This window comes from Actinosynnema pretiosum (assembly GCF_024171695.1).
GTDB classification, from domain to species: Bacteria; Actinomycetota; Actinomycetes; order Mycobacteriales; family Pseudonocardiaceae; genus Actinosynnema; species Actinosynnema pretiosum.
On record NZ_JAMTCF010000003.1, the window covers coordinates 421,324 to 437,175 of the forward strand.

Consider the following 15,852-nt stretch of genomic DNA (forward strand, 5'->3'; position numbering starts at 1 on the left):
GCCCGGTGCGACGTTCCGAACAGCGCGCCGGGAACGGGAATAGCCGCAGGGCTCCCCGACCGGACCACCGGCCGGGGACCCGCCCGCCTTCCGTCAGGGCGTCACGGCGTGACCTCGACGCCCTTCCAGAAGGCCACGTGGTTCTTGATGTTCGCCGCCGCCTCCAGCGGTTCCGCGTAGTACCAGGCGGCGTCCACGTTGTCCTCGCCGTTGACGTGGAGCGTGTAGTAGTTGGCAGTCCCCTTCCAGTGGCACACGGACGTGGTGTCCGAGGGCCGCAGGAACAGGGCGTGCACCGAATCGACCGGGAAGTAGTGGTTTCCCTCCACCACCTGGGTCTGGTCGCTCTCGGCGATGATCTCGCCGTTCCACCGTGCGATCGCCATGGCGCCCACTATGCCGGTGATCATCATCTTCCGCTGAGCGGTGGTCGTAGGATCAACCGCGACAACGGTGTTCGGGCTCTGAGGAGGACCTACCGATGCCCATCGCAACTCCCGAGGTCTACGCCGAGATGCTTGACCGCGCCAAGGCGAACTCCTTCGCCTACCCCGCGATCAACGTGACCTCGTCCGAGACCCTGAACGCGGCCCTGCGAGGTTTCGCGGAGGCCGAGAGCGACGGGATCATCCAGGTCTCGACCGGAGGGGCCGAGTTCGCCTCGGGCACCAAGGTCAAGGACATGGTCACCGGCGCCGTCGCGCTGGCCGAGTTCGCGCACGTGGTCGCCGACAAGTACCCGGTGAACGTCGCGCTGCACACCGACCACTGCCCCAAGGACAAGCTGGACGGCTACGTCCGCCCGCTGATCGCGATCAGCCAGGAGCGCGTCGACAAGGGCCTCAACCCGCTGTTCCAGTCCCACATGTGGGACGGCTCGGCGGTGCCGCTCGACGAGAACCTGGAGATCGCGGCCGACCTGCTCGACCTGGCCGCCAAGGCCCGCATCATCCTCGAGATCGAGGTCGGCGTGGTCGGCGGCGAGGAGGACGGCGTCGACAACGAGATCAACGACAAGCTCTACACCACGCCCGAGGACTACCTGAAGACCGTCGCCGCCCTCGGCGCCGGCGAGAAGGGCCGCTACCTCGTGGCGGCGACCTTCGGCAACGTGCACGGCGTCTACAAGCCGGGCAACGTCAAGCTGCGCCCCGAGATCCTCAAGCAGGGCCAGGACGTGGTGGCCGAGAAGCTGGGCCTCCCGGCCGGCTCCAAGCCGTTCGACCTCGTGTTCCACGGCGGCTCCGGCTCGCTGCTGGAGGAGATCCACGAGGCGGTGTCCTACGGCGTCATCAAGATGAACATCGACACCGACACCCAGTACGCGTTCACCCGCCCGATCGTCGGCCACATGTTCGGCAACTACGACGGCGTGCTCAAGGTGGACGGCGAGGTCGGCAACAAGAAGGCGTACGACCCGCGCAGCTACCTCAAGGCCGCCGAGCAGGGCATGGCCGCCCGCATCGCCCAGGCGTGCGAGCACCTGAAGTCCTCCGGCCGGATGATCGCGGGCTGACCGTCCCGATCGGACGGTCGCGGCGTCCCCCGACACCGGGGGAGGTCGAAGACCGGGCAAAAGAGTGAGGCCCCTCACGGTCCGACGCGACCGGAGGGGCCTCACCCCTGTTCCGGGCCTTTCCGCACATCGCACGATGGGGTGGCGGACGTTGCCCCGCGTGGCGCGGACCGGCAGGGTTGCCCCGCCGGGAGCGACCCGGCCCGTTCCGGAAGTGGGGTGCTGGGCGTGCGCGTGAAGATCGTCGCCGGGGTGCTGGTGTCCGCCATGGTGTTGGCGGCGGTCGCCGCCGCGGCAGGGATGTTCCTAAGCTAGGCGACCATGAGCCTGAACGAGAACCTGCTCGGCCCCGAGCCGACGCTGCTGCCCGAGCGCCCCGAGGCGCAGGCCGCCGTGGACTCCGGGATCGCCCCGGTCGAGGTCGTCCGGGCCTACCCGGACCTCAGCGAGGCGTGGGCGCTGCTCGCCGAGACGGCGCTGGACGACGACGACCCGGTGGCCGCGTACGCCTACGCCCGCACCGGCTACCACCGCGGCCTGGACCAGCTCCGCCGCGCGGGCTGGAAGGGCTTCGGCCCGGTGCCCTTCGCGCACCGCCCGAACCAGGGCTTCCTGCGCTCGCTGGCCGCGCTCTCCCGCGCGGCGGGCGGCATCGGCGAGGTGGCCGAGCAGGACCGCTGCGCGAAGTTCCTGGCGGACAGCGACCCCACGGCCCCCGCCCAGCTCGGCCTGTAGGCCGGGCCCGACATGGCTGTGCGCGACGAACTGGCGCGCAGGCTGCGCCGGTGGCGGATGACGGCCCTGCCGATCCTCCAGGCAGCGGTCGCCGCAGGCCTGTCCTGGTTCGTGGCGACGAAGGTCGTCGGCCACCCGCACCCGTTCTTCGCGCCCATCGCCGCGGTCGTCTGCCTCGGCGTCTCGCTGGGGCAGCGCCCCCGGCGGGTCGCCGAGCTGGTCGTCGGCGTCTCCGTGGGCGTCGGCATCGGCGACGTCCTGATCTCCCACATCGGCTCGGGCACGTGGCAGATCGCCGTGGCCGTGGTCCTGGCCATGTCCGCCGCCGTCCTCCTGGACGGCGGCGCGGTCATCGCCCTCCAGGCGGCCAACTCGGCCGTCCTGGTGGCCACCCTGCTACCCCCCAGCGCGGGCGGCGGCTTCGACCGCATGGTCGACGCCCTGGTGGGCGGCGTGGTCGGCCTCGCGGTCACCGCCCTCATCCCCGCGAACCCCCTGACCGTGGCAGACCGCCAGGCGAAGGTCGTCCTGGGCGAACTGGCCACCGCCCTGCGCGGCGTGGCCGCAGCCGTGGCCAAGAGCGACGCAGGCGCCGCAGCCGACGTCCTGGCAAGACTCCGCGACAGCCAGGAGGCCGTCGACGAGTACCGCTCCGCCCTCAAGACCGGCGGCGAGATCGCCACGATCGCCCCGATCCGCTGGCGCCGCAAGAACGCCCTGCGCCGCTACGGCAGCATCGCCACCCCGGTCGACTACGCCCTGCGCAACACCAGAGTCCTCACCAGAAGGGCCCTGGCCGCCCTGCGCGACGACGAACACGTCCCGGACGTCCTCCCGTCGGCCCTGGAGCGCTTCGCGGACGCCGTGGACGTCCTGCGCGTGGAACTGGCGTCCAACGAGGACCCGGTGAAGTCCAGAGCGGCGATCCGCGCGGCGGCAGGCGTCATGACGGCGGACCTGGCCGTGGGCGAGGGCTTCTCAACCCAGGTAGTCCTGGCCCAGGCCCGCTCGGTGGCGGTAGACCTGCTCCAGGCAACCGGCCTGACGAGGGTGGAGGCGATGGAATCGCTACCACCCCTGCGAAAGCCCTAATCCCCGCACAACCCGCACAACCCGCACCTGCGAACTCGACCGCCTCGCGGGCTGCGGGGCGAGCGCAGCGAGCCCGCAGCACAGCCACCCGCGTCCCTCGTCTCCGTTTGGCCTGGCGAAGCCCGAGCACGCTCGTCAAGATGCCGCCGCACTGTTCGGCAGACCGCCCGAGTCAAACGGCGTCTTGACGAGTGTGCTTGCCTGAAAGGAGGCCAAACGGAGACGAGGGACCCCGCCCACCGCAGTGGTAAACCGCACCACCACCCCAACAGTCACCGGCCGGCAGAGCTCGTCCCTCTCGTTTTTGGAGGCCTGCCCCGCCGGCGAGGCGAGCTCTTCAGTTCTTGACTTTCAGCCTTTGACCTTCCGCTCTTGACCTTCCCCTACGCCCGCACGAACGCCCCCCCCCGCACAACACGAACGCCGCCCCGCGAAATCGCGGGACGGCGTCCGAAAACCCTCAACTCACTCGCTCACTCACCACCCACTCACGAAGGCAGCTGCGTCCAGTCCACGTTCGCGTGCAGATCCCGGTTCGGCCGCTCCCGAGCCTGGAACCCGTACGGGTCCCAGTTGTTCGTGTGCCAAACATTCTGCAAGTACGTGCTCGGCTTGTTCGGAACCCGCGAAGCAGGCCCCTTGTAGTCCCACAGCGTCACCCGCGCACCCTGCGCGTTGACCAGGTAGAAGTTCACCCCACCGGCAGTCCAGTCGAACCCGTACTCGTAGTACTGGGTCGAGCTGTTGTACCCCGGAATCGCGGGCACTGAAGCAGGCTGGTTCTCCGCCCCGCTCAGCTGCACGCAGTCGCCGAAGGTCGTCGAGAAACAAGTAGAGATGATCTTCCCCGCCCGCAGGTCGATCACCCGCGAGACCTTCCGCAACTGGTCGTTGCTCGCGTTGTAGTCCGTCCAGATCGTCAGGTAGACGACCTCCGGCTGCGCGCACAACCACTCGAAGTCGATCTCGTCGTTGTCCGGGAGCCTGTTCCCGTTCCGGTCGGCGTGGTCGCTGCTGTAGGTGAACGCCCCCGTCACCACGCCCGCGCGCGGCTGGGCGGCGCAGTCCGCCGACTTCATCCGGGTGCTGAACGACCCGTACTTGAACTGCTGGTTGCTGGCGATCTCGACGCCGCCGCCCGGACTCGGGTTCGCCCCCGACTTCAGGGTCAGCCGCAACGCCCGCCCGTCGTCCGCGCCGCTGTCGGCGACGGACCCGATCGCGTTGAGCGAGGTGGTCTTGTGGAAGTGCGGCGAGCCGGTCGCGGTCCAGTTCTCCCGCTGCCCGACGGGCGCCGCGGTGGAGGTGGCGACGACGAACAGGCCTGCCGACAGGACGGCGGCGAGGACGGCAGCCCGTCCGGCCGCGCGCTTGGTGATCACGTGGTGCTCCTCGTGCAGGGTCACCGCACCCAGGTCAGGGAAGGCGCGGCGCTACGAGGTTATCCGTTCGTGACCACTTTCGGTGCTGCTCACGCCCCCTATTCCACATCCGGGCGTCCCGTCCGCACCCCTCCGGCGTCCCGTCCGCACCCCTCCGGGGAGCCCTGTCCTCACCCCTCCGGGGCGCTCCGTCCTCACCCCTCCGGCCGGTCCAGCACCCCCACCAGCAGCGCGTGCACCGCCTCGTGGCTCTTGGGGTCCACCCCGGCGACCGAGCCGCCGGTCACCCCGTACCACTCGTCCGCGCCCTCGTACCGCACCTCCGCCTTGAACTTCCCGTCCGCGCCGACGGTCGTCCGCAGCTCCAGGTCCCCGGTGACGACCCCGACCTCGTCCGTCATCACCCCGCCCGGCCCGGCCACGAAGGGGGAAGAGTGGTCTGCCATCAACACCTCCCGAGCATCGTCTGCAACGCAGACTTCTCCGCCGAGTCCACCGTCAAACCCCAGGTGTGCTTCACCCTGGTCCACATCTTCGCGTACGTGCACCAGTACGAGCTCAGCGGCGGCTTCCACTGCGCCGGGTCCTTGTCGCCCTTCGACTGGTTCACGTTGTCGGTCACCGCGATCAGCTGCGGCCCCGACAGGTCGTTGGCGAACGACTGCCGCCGGGCGGTGGTCCAGGTCCGCGCCCCCGACCGCCACGCCTCGGCCAGCGGCACCACGTGGTCGATGTCCACGTCCGAGGCCGCGCTCCAGCTCGCCCCGTCGTACGGGCTGGCCCAGGTCCCCGAGGTGGCCGCGCAGGCCGAGTCGGTGACCACGTTCACCCCGTCGCGCTTGAGCACCGTCTCGCGCGTGTTGCAGGCGCCGGACACGGTGCCCCAGTGCGGGAACAGCTCGCGCGAGTAGCCGCTGGAGGTGCCCTCGGCGGCGACCGGGAGCCCGGCCAGCTCGGACAGGGCGGTGCTGGTGCCCGGTATCCCCGGAGGGGTGGCCTGCGCCGAGGGGGCGAGGCCGAGCGCCAGCGCTCCGGCCAGGAGCAGGTGAGTCGAGAAGCGCGCGGTTCGGTTGACCGTTGACATCATTCCGACCTTCCTGGTGGGAAGCACTCGGAATCACTCTGACGCGCCGCTCCTGGCCTTTCAACGCATTCCGCGTTGCCCTCGGGTTACCAATTCACAAAAGCTCCGCAGGAATCACTCAGCGCATTCCCCGAACCAGCCGCAGGTCCTCCGTGTGGCGGTACCAGGTCCACTTCGACATGGGCCTCGGGTGCGCGCGCCCGTCCGATTCCACGTGCGCGGGAACGCAACCGAGCTGGAAAGCCCGCCCCGCCGTCGTGGTCGTCTTCCTCCCCAGCAGCCGCCGCTGCACCACCCGCACCACCAGCCCGGCTCCGCCGTCCGGGTCGGGGGTGACCTCCAGCCGGGACGCCGGGCCCCGCAGCACCACCGCGTCGTCGCAGTAGCCGACCCCGCGCACCGGTCCGAGCGAGCCGAGCCCGACCAGCACCCCGCCCACGTCGTCGCGCACCAGCGGCACCCGGTCGGGGTCGCCGGAGCGGGCGAGGTCCAGGGCGCGCCCGAGGTCCGTCGGCAGCCCCCACAGCTCCGCCACCTGTGACTTAGGCGACACGGGGGCGTACCCGACGACCACGTCGGTCAGCCGTTCGGTGCGCAGCAGGCGCAGCGCCACGGCGTTCAGGTCGCCGTCCGTGCCCACCACCACGAGGCGGCGGTCGCCCAGGTCAGCGAGCAGCGGGTCCACCTCGGCCTTGCCCGGCCGTTCGGAGACCCGCCGCACCTCGAACCCGTCACCGTCCGTGATCAAAGGCGACTGCGTGTTTCCGCAGGCCAGCACGATTCCGCGCACCTTCATCTCCTGGTCTACGCTCAACGACCGTCCGTCGACGGCCACGCCGCCGCAGGCCGCCGTCCTTGCCCGTTGCAACCGCTTGGAGTTTCACATGCCGGCCGTAGTGCTGATCGGTGCCCAGTGGGGCGATGAGGGCAAGGGCAAGGCGACCGACCTGCTCGGCGAGCGCGTCCAGTGGGTCGTGCGCTACCAGGGCGGCAACAACGCGGGCCACACCGTGGTGCTGCCCGACGGCAAGAAGTTCGCCCTGCACCTGATCCCGTCCGGCATCCTCACGCCCGGCGTGACCAGCGTGATCGGCAACGGCGTCGTGGTCGACCCCGCCGTGCTGCTGGAGGAGCTGGGCGGCCTGGACGAGCGCGGCGTGGACACCAGCAAGCTGCTGGTCTCCGCCGACGCGCACCTGATCATGCCCTACCACGTGGCCATCGATAAGGTCACCGAGCGCTACCTGGGCAAGGCCAAGATCGGCACCACCGGCCGGGGCATCGGCCCGTGCTACCAGGACAAGATCGCCCGCGTCGGCGTGCGCGCGCAGGACCTGCTGGACGAGAAGATCCTGCGGCAGAAGGTCGAGGCCGCCCTGGACTTCAAGAACCAGGTGCTGGTCAAGGTCTACAACCGCAAGGCGCTCGACCCCGACCAGGTCGTCGACTCCGTCCTGGAGCACGGCAGCAAGTTCGCGGGCCGCATCGCGGACACCCGCCTGCTGCTCAACCAGGCGCTGGAGCGCGACGAGATCGTGCTGCTGGAGGGCTCGCAGGGCACCCTGCTCGACGTCGACCACGGCACCTACCCGTTCGTGACCTCGTCGAACCCGACCTCGGGCGGCGCGAGCGCGGGCTCGGGCATCGGCCCCAGCCGGATCACCACCGTGATCGGCATCCTGAAGGCGTACACCACCCGCGTCGGCTCCGGCCCGTTCCCGACCGAGCTGAACGACGACATGGGCGAGCTGCTGCGCAAGAACGGCGGCGAGTTCGGCGTCACCACCGGCCGCTCCCGCCGCACCGGCTGGTTCGACGCCGTGATCGCCCGCTACGCCACCCGCGTCAACGGCATCACCGACTTCTTCCTCACCAAGCTGGACGTGCTGTCCGGCCTGGAGACGATCCCGGTCTGCGTCGGCTACGAGGTCGACGGCACCCGCGTCGAGGACATGCCGATGACCCAGACCGACGTGCACCACGCCGTTCCGGTGTACGAGGAGCTGCCCGGCTGGTCCGAGGACATCAGCGGCTGCCGCACCTTCGAGGAGCTGCCCGCCAACGCCCGCGCCTACGTCGAGCACCTGGAGGCCATCTCCGGCGCCCGGATCTCGGCCATCGGCGTCGGCCCCGGCCGCGACCAGACGATCGTGCGGCACGACATGCTCGCCTGATCGAGCATTTCCGCACCACCTGGAAGAGCCTCGGGAAACCGAGGCTCTTCTACTATCCGGGAAAGGTTGACGCGCTCCCCGGCGCGTCGTGAGACTCCAGTGCCATGAGAGGTCGCGGAATCCTCGTCGGCCGCCTGCACGTCGATCTCCGGCGGCAGGCGAGCGCGCTCTGTCCCGCGCGCTGACGAACCCGCGCAACCCTTTCCCGGCGACCGCTGGAGAACTCGCGCCGCTCCCACCCGCGCCCACCTCCACGCCGTGCCGCCGACCCGATCCAGGGGAGACCCGGCATGTCCGTCGCACTGCACTGGTTCCTGCCGACCACCGGGGACGGTCGGACGATCATCGAGCGGTTCCACGCCAACCGCGTCCTCGGCGACACCGCCCAGCGGCAGCCGGACGTCGACTACCTCGCCGCCGTCGCGCAGGCCGCCGAGCGCAACGGGTTCGAGGGCGTGCTGACCCCCACCGGCACCTGGTGCGAGGACGCCTGGCTGACCACCGCCGCGCTGCTCGCCCGCACCAGCACCCTCAAGTTCCTGGTCGCCTTCCGCCCCGGCGTGCTGTCCCCGACGCTCGCCGCGCAGATGGCGGGCACCTACCAGCGGATCTCGCGGGGCAGGCTGCTGCTCAACGTCGTCACCGGCGGCGACGAGGTCGAGCAGCGCCGGTTCGGCGACTGGCTCGACCACGACCGGCGGTACGCGCGCACCGCCGAGTTCCTGCGGGTGCTGCGCGGGGTGTGGTCCGGGACGCCGTTCAGCTTCGAGGGCGAGCACTACCGGCTGGAGGGCGCGACCGCGATCGCCCCGCCGGACCCGCTGCCCCCGGTGTACTTCGGCGGCTCGTCGGACGCCGCGCTGCCGGTCGCGGCCGAGCACGCCGACGTGTACCTGACCTGGGGCGAACCGCCCGCGCAGGTCGCCGAGAAGATCGAGCGGGTGCGCGCGCTGGCGGGCGACCGGCCGATCCGGTTCGGGGTGCGGCTGCACACGATCAGCCGGGACACCGCCGCCGAGGCCTGGGCCGAGGCCGGGCGGCTGCTCGACGCGCTCGACCCCGAGCAGGTGCGGCGGGCCCAGGAGCAGCTGCGGACCAGCCAGTCGGTGGGGCAGCAGCGGATGCTCGCGCTGCACGGCGGCGACCTCGGCCGGGGGGTGCGCGGGCTGGAGGTGCACCCCGGCCTGTGGGCGGGCGTCGGGCTGGTGCGCGGCGGCGCGGGCACGGCCATGGTGGGCAGCCACTCGGACGTGGCCGACCTGGTCGAGGAGTACCACGCGGTCGGCGTGGACGAGTTCGTGCTGTCCGGCTACCCGCACCTCGAAGAGGCGTACTGGTTCGGCGAGGGCGTGCGCCCGCTGCTGCGGCGGCGCGGGCTGCTCGCGCCGGTGACCACCGCGCCGCAGGCCGGGGCGCTCACCCCGGCGAGCTGACCTCGGGGCCGGTTCGCAGGGGACCGGTCCCGGTGCAGGGAGGGGGCCCGCCGACGCGTTCCCGTCGGCGGGCCCTTCTGCTCGCGCCCAGCGCCCAGCGCCCAGCTTTCGGCTCTCAGCACCCAGCTCCCAGCTCCCAGCTCGCGGCTCGCGGCTCGCGGCTCTCAGCGCCCGCGCACGGCCTCCACCGCCGTGTCCGGGTTGTCGGCGAACACCCCGTCGACCCCGGTCGCCAGGAACCGCGCGTACTCCTCGAACGCCCGCCCGTACGCGGCCGGGTCGGCCGAGGAGCGGTGGTCGGCGGGCAGGAACGCGTTCTCGTTGCGGAACGTCCACACGTGCACGAGCAGCCCGCGCGCGTGCGCGTCCCGCACCACCGGCGTCGGCGGCAGCAGGAACCCGCCCGCGTCCCTGGGCAGCACCACGTCCTTGGCCAGCCCCACCCCGGACGCGTACCGGGCGACCTCCGCCAGCCCGGCGGGCGTCACCAGGTCCCGGTAGGTGCGCGGGTCACCGGCCTTCACGAAGTCGTACGGCGCGCCCGACGCGTTCACCAGCTGCACCAGCGGCACCCGCAGCGACCGGCTCAGCGCCTTCAGGTTCGCCACCTCGAACGACTGCACGAACACCTTCGCGCCGCGCCTGTTCAGCCCGTTGCGCTCCAGCGCCCGCACCAGCGCGGGCTCCAGCGGCAGCCCGATGTCCAGGAAGTAGGTGGGGTGCTTGGTCTCCGGGTAGATCCCGATCTCCCGGCCCAGCTCGCGGCCGAGCCGCCGGGTCAGGTCCACGACCTCCTGGAAGGTCGGGATCTCGTACCGGCCGTCGTAGAGGGTGTTGCGCGGTCGCACCTCCGGGATGCGCTCCTTGGCCCGCAGCACCTTCAGCTCGGCCAGGGTGAAGTCCTCGGTGAACCAGCCGGTGACCGCGACCCCGTCCACGGTCTTGGTGGTGCGCCGACCGGCGAACTCCGGGCGCGCGGCCACGTCCGTGGTGCCGCCGATCTCGTTCTCGTGCCTGGCGACGAGCTGCCCGTCCTTCGTGGGCACCAGGTCCGGCTCGACGTAGTCGGCGCCCATCCGCGCGGCCAGCTCGTACGCGGCCAGCGTGTGCTCCGGCCGGTACCCGGACGCTCCCCGGTGCCCGATCACGACCACCCGCTCGCCCCGCTGCTCCGGCGCCGCCTCGGGTTCCGCCGCGGCCGAGGGCACCAGGCCCACCGCCGCGAGCGCCACCAGCGCCACCCCTGCCAACCGACTCCGCACCATCGAGGCCTCCTCGGTGAGTGAGCACAACGCGCAGGGCAGCATCGTCGCGCTCCGCGACGATCCCGTCACGGAACGGCCAACCGGGGGCGGCGGACCAGTGAACCCTCCCCTCGTCCGCGCGGCGCGGGATTAACAGTCCCTTGAGGCGGTCGCCCTGTCGCTGTGACCGGGAGCACAACTAGCGTTCCCGTGCACGACCGGCGCGGCACGAGGAGGTGTTCGTGAGCGGATCCACCGACCATCACGGCAAGACGGCCGAGCAGGCCACCGAACGTCCCCCGGACGTCGCGGACCTCATCGCCGAGCACGACGAGGAGTTACCCGCCCGGTCGCTGTCCCGCCGCTGGGACCGCGCGGTCTGGCTGGTCTGCCTGGCCACCGCGCTGCTCGTGCTCAAGCAGGTGTTCCTGCCGTTCAGCAAGGGCAACCAGTTCTACCTCGTGCTGTTCCTCGGCGTGACCCTGCCGCTGGTGTTCCTCTGCTACCGGCCCGGCGGGCGCGCCGCGTCCCGCGCAGGGCGCGACGACCCCGGCCCGCTGGACTGGGCGCTGTCGCTGCTGGCCCTGCTGGTCGGCCTCTACCCGCTGCTCGGCGGCTTCGACTCGTTCCTCGACCGCCAGGGCCAGCTCACCACCCCCGACGTCGTCGCGGGCGCCGCCCTGCTGCTGCTCGTGCTGGAGGCCGCCCGACGCACCACCGGCTGGGTGCTGCCCTCGGTGTGCGCGGCGTTCATCGCCTTCGCCTACTACGGCGGCTACCTGCCGCCCGACTGGGCGATCTCGCACGCGGGCGTGGACTTCAGCCAGATCATCAACGGCTTCTACAACGACGCCACCGGCTTCTACGGCACCCCGCTCGACGTCGCCGCGACCTACATCGTGCTGTTCACCCTCTACGGCGCGGTGCTCAACACCTCCGGCGCGGGCGCGTTCTTCGTGGACCTCAGCTTCGCCGCGTTCCGCCGCTCCCGCACCGCGCCCGGCCGCACCGCCGCCACCGCAGGGTTCCTGCTCGGCACCGTCTCCGGTTCCGGCACCGCGACCACCGTCAGCCTCGGCGCGGTCACCTGGCCGGTGCTCAAGAAGGCCGGTTACCCCAGGGAGAGCGCGGGCGGCCTGCTCGCCGCCTCCGGCATCGGCGCCATCCTGTCCCCGCCCACCCTCGGCGCCGCCGCGTTCATCATCGCCGAGTACCTGGAGGCCTCCTACCTGGAGGTGCTGCTCTGGGCGACGCTGCCGACGCTGCTCTACTACCTCGGCATCGCGCTGGCCGTGGAGATCGACGCCCGCCGGTTCGGGGCCAGGCCCGTCGAGGTCGGCACGCCCGGCGCGTGGGCCGTGCTCAAGCGCGGCGGGCACCACCTGCTGTCGCTGTTCGTGATCGTCGCGTTCCTGGCGCTGGACGTCCCGGTGCAGCCCGCCGTCGTCTACGCCACCGCCATCGCCGCGCTGTTCGCGCTGGTCGGCAGGCGGCACGACGTGCGCGGCTGGGCCCGGTCGCTGGTCGACTCGCTGGCCACCGGGGTGCGCTCGGCCCTGCCGGTGATCGCGGTGTGCGCGGCGGCGGGCGTGATCACCTCCACCATCACCAAGACCGGGCTCGGGCAGGCGCTGGCCTCCGCGCTGGTCGACCTGGCGTCCGCGCTCGCGTCGGACCCGACCGCCGTGCTGGCGCTCACCGCCGTGCTCGCGGCCGTCGCGGTGAGCGTGCTCGGGCTGGCCGTGCCGGTGACCGCGTCGTTCATCATCTCGTGGGTCGTCATCGGTCCCGCGCTGGTCGAGCTGGGCGTGGACCGGCCGGAGACAGCGATGTTCATCTTCTACTACGCGGTGCTGTCCGAGGTGACCCCGCCGACCGCGCTCGCCGCCGTCGCCGCGGCGGCCATCACCGGCGGCGACGTGGTGAAGACCATGTGGCGCACCTGGAAGTACACGCTGCCCGCGTTCCTGGTGCCGCTGGCGTTCGTGCTCACCGACCACGGGTCCGCGCTGCTGCTGCGCGCACCGGTCGGCGAGGTGCTGTGGGTGTTCGCCGCGTCCGCCCTCGGGGTGGCCGCGCTCGCCGCCACCACCGGCGGCTGGATCTTCCGCGAGGCGGGACCGGTGGAGCGCGCGCTGTGCGCCCTCGCCGCGCTCGCCCTGCTGTACCTGGAACCGGTCGTCGTGGCGGTGGGCGTCGGCCTGCTCGCGCTCGCGGTGGCCGTGCACCTGCTGCCGAGGAGGAACGGTCATGCGTAGCTGGGTCGTGCGGGTCGTCGCGGGCGTGCTCGCGGTGGGACTGCTGGCGTCGGGGTGCGGCGGCAAGCGCACGCCGACCGGGGGCGCGTCCGGCGAGGCCGGGGCGTGCGAGGCGTCGGCCGGGCGGATCACCATCGCCACCGGCAACTCCGGCGGCGTGTACTACGTGGTCGGCGGCGCGCTGGCGAAGCTGATCAGCGACCGCACGCCGCTCAAGGCCACCGCCGCCGAGACGGGCGCGTCGGTGCAGAACGTGAAGCAGCTCGTCGCGGGCGACTACGACGTGGCGTTCTCGCTCGCCGACACCGCCGCCGACGCCGTCCGGGGAGCTGGGGGCTTCGAGGGGCAGCCGCAGAAGGTGAGCGCGCTGACCAGGCTGTACCCGAACTACACGCAGGTGCTGGTGCGCGCGGACAGCGGCATCTCGTCGATCGCGGACATGCGCGGCAAGCGGATCTCCACCGGGTCGCCCGGCTCCGGCACCGAGGTCATCGCGCACCGGCTGCTCAGGGCCGCCGGGCTCGACCCGGCCGCCGACGTGCAGGCGCAGCGGCTCGACCTGGCCAAGACCGCCGACGGGATGAAGGACGGGAACCTGGACGGGCTGGTGTGGTCCGGCGGGCTGCCCACCGCGCAGATCACCGACATCACCACCTCGCTCGGCGACCGGGTGAAGGTGCTGGACGTGACCGACCTGCTGGACGAGCTGAAGCAGGTCAGCCCGGTGTACGACCGGGGGATCATCCCGGCGGCCACCTACGAGCAGCCCACCGACGTCGGCGCGGTGGTCGTGCCGAACGTGCTCCTGGTCCGCGAGGACTTCCCGAGGGGCGACGCGTGCGCCATCACCGAGTTGATCTTCGGGGAGAAGTCGCAGCTGGAGGCCGCCCACCCGGCGGCCCGCGACGTGGACCGCGCTCTCACCGCCCAGACGGACCCGGTGCCGCTGCACCCCGGATCGCGGGACGCGCTGGGCGGGTGACCGGCCCCGTCATCTAGGCTGGCCCACCGTGCGTGTCCTGGTCATCGGGTCTGGCGCCCGTGAACATGCCCTAGTCCTCGCCCTGTCGCGCGACCCGCAGGTCAGCGCGCTGGCCTGCGCCCCCGGCAACGCCGGGATCGCCGGTGCGGCCGAGGTCCTCGGGCTCGACGTGTCCGACACCGGTGCGGTCACCGCCCTGGTTCAGGAGTGGAACGCCGACCTCGTCGTGGTCGGGCCGGAGCAGCCGCTCGTCGGGGGTGCCGCGGACGCCGTCCGCGCGCTCGGCGTGCCCTGCTTCGGCCCGTCCGCGTCGGCGGCCCGGATCGAGGGGTCCAAGGCCTTCGCGAAGGACGTCATGGCCGCCGCGAGCGTGCCGACGGCGACCTCGGAGGTGGTCGACAACCCGGCCCGCCTGGACGCGGCCCTGACCCGCTTCGGCCCCCGCTGGGTGGTCAAGGACGACGGTCTGGCCGCGGGCAAGGGCGTGGTCGTCACCTCGGACCGCGCGGTGGCCAGGGCCCACGCGATGACCCTCCTCGACGGCGGCCACCCGGTCCTGCTGGAGAGCTTCCTCGACGGCCCCGAGGTCTCGCTGTTCTGCCTGGTGGACGGCGCCACCGTGGTGCCGCTCCAGCCCGCGCAGGACTTCAAGCGCGTCGGCGACGGCGACGCGGGCCCCAACACCGGCGGCATGGGCGCCTACTCGCCGCTGCCGTGGGCCCCGGAGGACCTGGTGGACACGATCGTGCGCACCTGCGTGCAGCCGGTCGTGGACGAGCTGGCCCGCAGGGACGCCCCGTTCACCGGCCTGCTCTACGCGGGCCTCGCCCTGACCTCGACGGGCCCCCAGGTGATCGAGTTCAACTGCCGCTTCGGCGACCCGGAGACCCAGGTCGTCCTGCCACTGCTGCGCACCCCGCTGGCCGGGCTCTTCCTGGCGGCGGCGACCGGCGCGCTGGGCGAGCAGCCGGAGCTGGACTGGGAGGACGGCTACGCGGTGACCGTCGTGGTCGCGGCGGAGGGCTACCCCGGCCGTCCGCGCACCGGCGACGTGATCGGCGGGGCCGAGGCGGAGGGCGTGCTGCACGCGGGCACGAGGCGTCGCGACGACGGGGCCGTGGTGTCGTCGGGCGGGCGGGTGCTGTCGGTGGTCGGCACGGGGAAGACCCTGGCGGACGCTCGGGCGGCGGCTTACGAGCGGGTGGAGCTGGTGCACCTGACCGGGGCGCACCACCGCACGGACATCGCCCAGCGGGCGGTGGAGGGCGGGATCATCGTTCCGTCGTAGGCGGGTGGTGCAGGGAGCTTTTGGCGGGGCCGCGTCCTTGGGGGCGCGGCCCTGTTTTTCGCGGTGCAGGGTTGTTCGTTCGAGTGATCGGGAAACCGCGATGCGCTCGGCCTCCTTGAATCCGAGGCTCAGCTCAGGCCCGCGTTGGTAGCCTCCCGGTTGGGACCGTCCTGTTGGCAACCGCGCCGAGGAGGGCGTGGTGGGAGAGAGAATTCTGGTGGGAGCGGCTGTGCTCGCTGGGGGGTGATGTTTGGCGGCGCTGCCACCGCTTTCTTTGTCACCAATAAAAGCCTGACGGAGATCGTCGGCATCGCCGCTGGTGCGGGTTCGCAGTGCCCGCGCTGCTCTCGTCGTGCTCCTCCTGCTCGGACTCCTGGCAGCGGGGTGCGCCACCGGGAAACCGGACCTACCAGTCCCATCGGGCAGGGAGGCGCCACCGCGTAGCCCTTGACGCCCTCCGGCGGCCGATCCACCTCGCTGTGCTCGAGTTGTTCGATGGGCTTGGGGATCAGGACTTCCCCGCGAAGCAGGTCACCTTCGTGGGTGACGCGAAGTGCGATTCCGGTGCCGTCGGAGTACGCGGAGCCTGACCGGCTTGGTGGATCAGCGTAGCGCCGTAGCCGGGTAATGCGAGATCAGCGAGGAAGAGGTCAATAGTGCTTTG

15 protein-coding genes are annotated in these 15,852 nt (G+C 71.8%); 9 read left to right on the top strand and 6 right to left on the bottom strand.

The features are described 5' to 3' along the window. Positions 1-101: 101 nt before the first annotated feature. Positions 102-386: a DUF427 domain-containing protein gene (locus LV78_RS08320; RefSeq protein ID WP_096497384.1), complete on the bottom strand. Its 285-nt coding sequence runs from the start codon at positions 384-386 to the stop codon at positions 102-104. A gap of 95 nt (positions 387-481) precedes the next feature. On the opposite strand from LV78_RS08320, the gene fbaA reads away from it, so the two are divergent. The 3 genes from fbaA (at position 482) to LV78_RS40595 (ending at position 3,343) form a co-directional block, all read left to right on the top strand. Beyond that, positions 482-1,516: a class II fructose-bisphosphate aldolase gene (gene fbaA / locus LV78_RS08325; protein ID WP_096497383.1), complete on the top strand. Its 1,035-nt coding sequence runs from the start codon at positions 482-484 to the stop codon at positions 1,514-1,516. 321 nt (positions 1,517-1,837) lie between these two features. Continuing rightward, positions 1,838-2,251 carry a DUF3151 domain-containing protein gene (locus LV78_RS08330; protein WP_253844127.1) on the top strand — a complete coding sequence of 138 codons (414 nt, stop codon included), beginning with the start codon at positions 1,838-1,840 and terminating at the stop codon, positions 2,249-2,251. Between the two features lie 12 nt (positions 2,252-2,263). Then, entirely contained in the window at positions 2,264-3,343 is a 1,080-nt protein-coding gene (locus LV78_RS40595; RefSeq protein ID WP_301306050.1) for an FUSC family protein, read from the top strand. A 488-nt stretch (positions 3,344-3,831) separates the two neighbouring features. Here the strand turns inward: LV78_RS40595 and LV78_RS08340 are convergent, their stop codons facing one another. The 4 genes from LV78_RS08340 to LV78_RS08355 form a co-directional block, all read right to left on the bottom strand. Further along, on the bottom strand, positions 3,832-4,749 hold the full coding sequence (locus LV78_RS08340; RefSeq protein ID WP_253844128.1) for a glycoside hydrolase family 16 protein: 918 nt from the start codon (positions 4,747-4,749) through the stop codon (positions 3,832-3,834). Between the two features lie 170 nt (positions 4,750-4,919). After that, positions 4,920-5,171, bottom strand: coding sequence for a hypothetical protein (locus tag LV78_RS08345; RefSeq protein ID WP_253844129.1), 252 nt, complete (start codon positions 5,169-5,171; stop codon positions 4,920-4,922). Then, positions 5,171-5,809: an HNH endonuclease family protein gene (locus LV78_RS08350; RefSeq protein ID WP_253844130.1), complete on the bottom strand. Its 639-nt coding sequence runs from the start codon at positions 5,807-5,809 to the stop codon at positions 5,171-5,173. The genes LV78_RS08345 and LV78_RS08350 overlap by 1 nt, the downstream gene beginning before the upstream one ends. A gap of 118 nt (positions 5,810-5,927) precedes the next feature. Continuing rightward, positions 5,928-6,599 (bottom strand): hypothetical protein, encoded by a 672-nt coding sequence (locus LV78_RS08355; protein WP_253844131.1) that lies wholly within the window; start codon positions 6,597-6,599, stop codon positions 5,928-5,930. 94 nt (positions 6,600-6,693) lie between these two features. Between LV78_RS08355 and LV78_RS08360 the strand changes: the two genes are divergently transcribed. The 3 genes from LV78_RS08360 (at position 6,694) to LV78_RS08365 (ending at position 9,416) form a co-directional block, all read left to right on the top strand. Beyond that, entirely contained in the window at positions 6,694-7,983 is a 1,290-nt protein-coding gene (locus LV78_RS08360; protein ID WP_253844132.1) for an adenylosuccinate synthase, read from the top strand. A 104-nt stretch (positions 7,984-8,087) separates the two neighbouring features. Beyond that, positions 8,088-8,168, top strand: coding sequence for a putative leader peptide (locus LV78_RS41980; RefSeq protein ID WP_372494831.1), 81 nt, complete (start codon positions 8,088-8,090; stop codon positions 8,166-8,168). Between the two features lie 105 nt (positions 8,169-8,273). Then, complete coding sequence (locus LV78_RS08365; RefSeq protein ID WP_253844133.1) at positions 8,274-9,416, top strand: LLM class flavin-dependent oxidoreductase; 1,143 nt, start codon at positions 8,274-8,276, stop codon at positions 9,414-9,416. Between the two features lie 164 nt (positions 9,417-9,580). On the opposite strand, the gene LV78_RS08370 is transcribed toward LV78_RS08365, so the two are convergent. Then, positions 9,581-10,681, bottom strand: a complete 1,101-nt coding sequence (locus LV78_RS08370) for a glycerophosphodiester phosphodiesterase (protein WP_253844134.1) — start codon at positions 10,679-10,681, stop codon at positions 9,581-9,583. 221 nt (positions 10,682-10,902) lie between these two features. On the opposite strand from LV78_RS08370, the gene LV78_RS08375 reads away from it, so the two are divergent. From LV78_RS08375 to purD, 3 genes are read left to right on the top strand one after another with little or no spacing between them, the layout of a single operon-like run. Continuing rightward, positions 10,903-12,918: a TRAP transporter permease gene (locus LV78_RS08375; protein WP_253844135.1), complete on the top strand. Its 2,016-nt coding sequence runs from the start codon at positions 10,903-10,905 to the stop codon at positions 12,916-12,918. Further along, entirely contained in the window at positions 12,911-13,900 is a 990-nt protein-coding gene (locus LV78_RS08380) for a TAXI family TRAP transporter solute-binding subunit (protein ID WP_253844136.1), read from the top strand. The genes LV78_RS08375 and LV78_RS08380 overlap by 8 nt, the downstream gene beginning before the upstream one ends. Positions 13,901-13,928: 28 nt before the next feature. Further along, positions 13,929-15,188 carry a phosphoribosylamine--glycine ligase gene (gene purD / locus LV78_RS08385; protein ID WP_253844137.1) on the top strand — a complete coding sequence of 420 codons (1,260 nt, stop codon included), beginning with the start codon at positions 13,929-13,931 and terminating at the stop codon, positions 15,186-15,188. The last annotated feature ends 664 nt before the right edge of the window (positions 15,189-15,852 follow it).

What these genes read in the sequence shown, in the direction of transcription:
- LV78_RS08350 (WP_253844130.1), bottom strand. Translation starts at nt 5,809, where the DNA reads ATGTCAACGGTCAACCGAACCGCGCGCTTCTCGACTCACCTGCTCCTG.
- LV78_RS08370 (WP_253844134.1), bottom strand. Translation starts at nt 10,681, where the DNA reads ATGGTGCGGAGTCGGTTGGCAGGGGTGGCGCTGGTGGCGCTCGCGGCG.
- LV78_RS08345 (WP_253844129.1), bottom strand. Translation starts at nt 5,171, where the DNA reads ATGGCAGACCACTCTTCCCCCTTCGTGGCCGGGCCGGGCGGGGTGATG.
- LV78_RS08380 (WP_253844136.1), top strand. Translation starts at nt 12,911, where the DNA reads ATGCGTAGCTGGGTCGTGCGGGTCGTCGCGGGCGTGCTCGCGGTGGGA.
- LV78_RS08330 (WP_253844127.1), top strand. Translation starts at nt 1,838, where the DNA reads ATGAGCCTGAACGAGAACCTGCTCGGCCCCGAGCCGACGCTGCTGCCC.
- LV78_RS08360 (WP_253844132.1), top strand. Translation starts at nt 6,694, where the DNA reads ATGCCGGCCGTAGTGCTGATCGGTGCCCAGTGGGGCGATGAGGGCAAG.
- LV78_RS40595 (WP_301306050.1), top strand. Translation starts at nt 2,264, where the DNA reads ATGGCTGTGCGCGACGAACTGGCGCGCAGGCTGCGCCGGTGGCGGATG.
- LV78_RS08320 (WP_096497384.1), bottom strand. Translation starts at nt 386, where the DNA reads ATGGCGATCGCACGGTGGAACGGCGAGATCATCGCCGAGAGCGACCAG.
- LV78_RS41980 (WP_372494831.1), top strand. Translation starts at nt 8,088, where the DNA reads ATGAGAGGTCGCGGAATCCTCGTCGGCCGCCTGCACGTCGATCTCCGG.
- LV78_RS08365 (WP_253844133.1), top strand. Translation starts at nt 8,274, where the DNA reads ATGTCCGTCGCACTGCACTGGTTCCTGCCGACCACCGGGGACGGTCGG.
- fbaA (WP_096497383.1), top strand. Translation starts at nt 482, where the DNA reads ATGCCCATCGCAACTCCCGAGGTCTACGCCGAGATGCTTGACCGCGCC.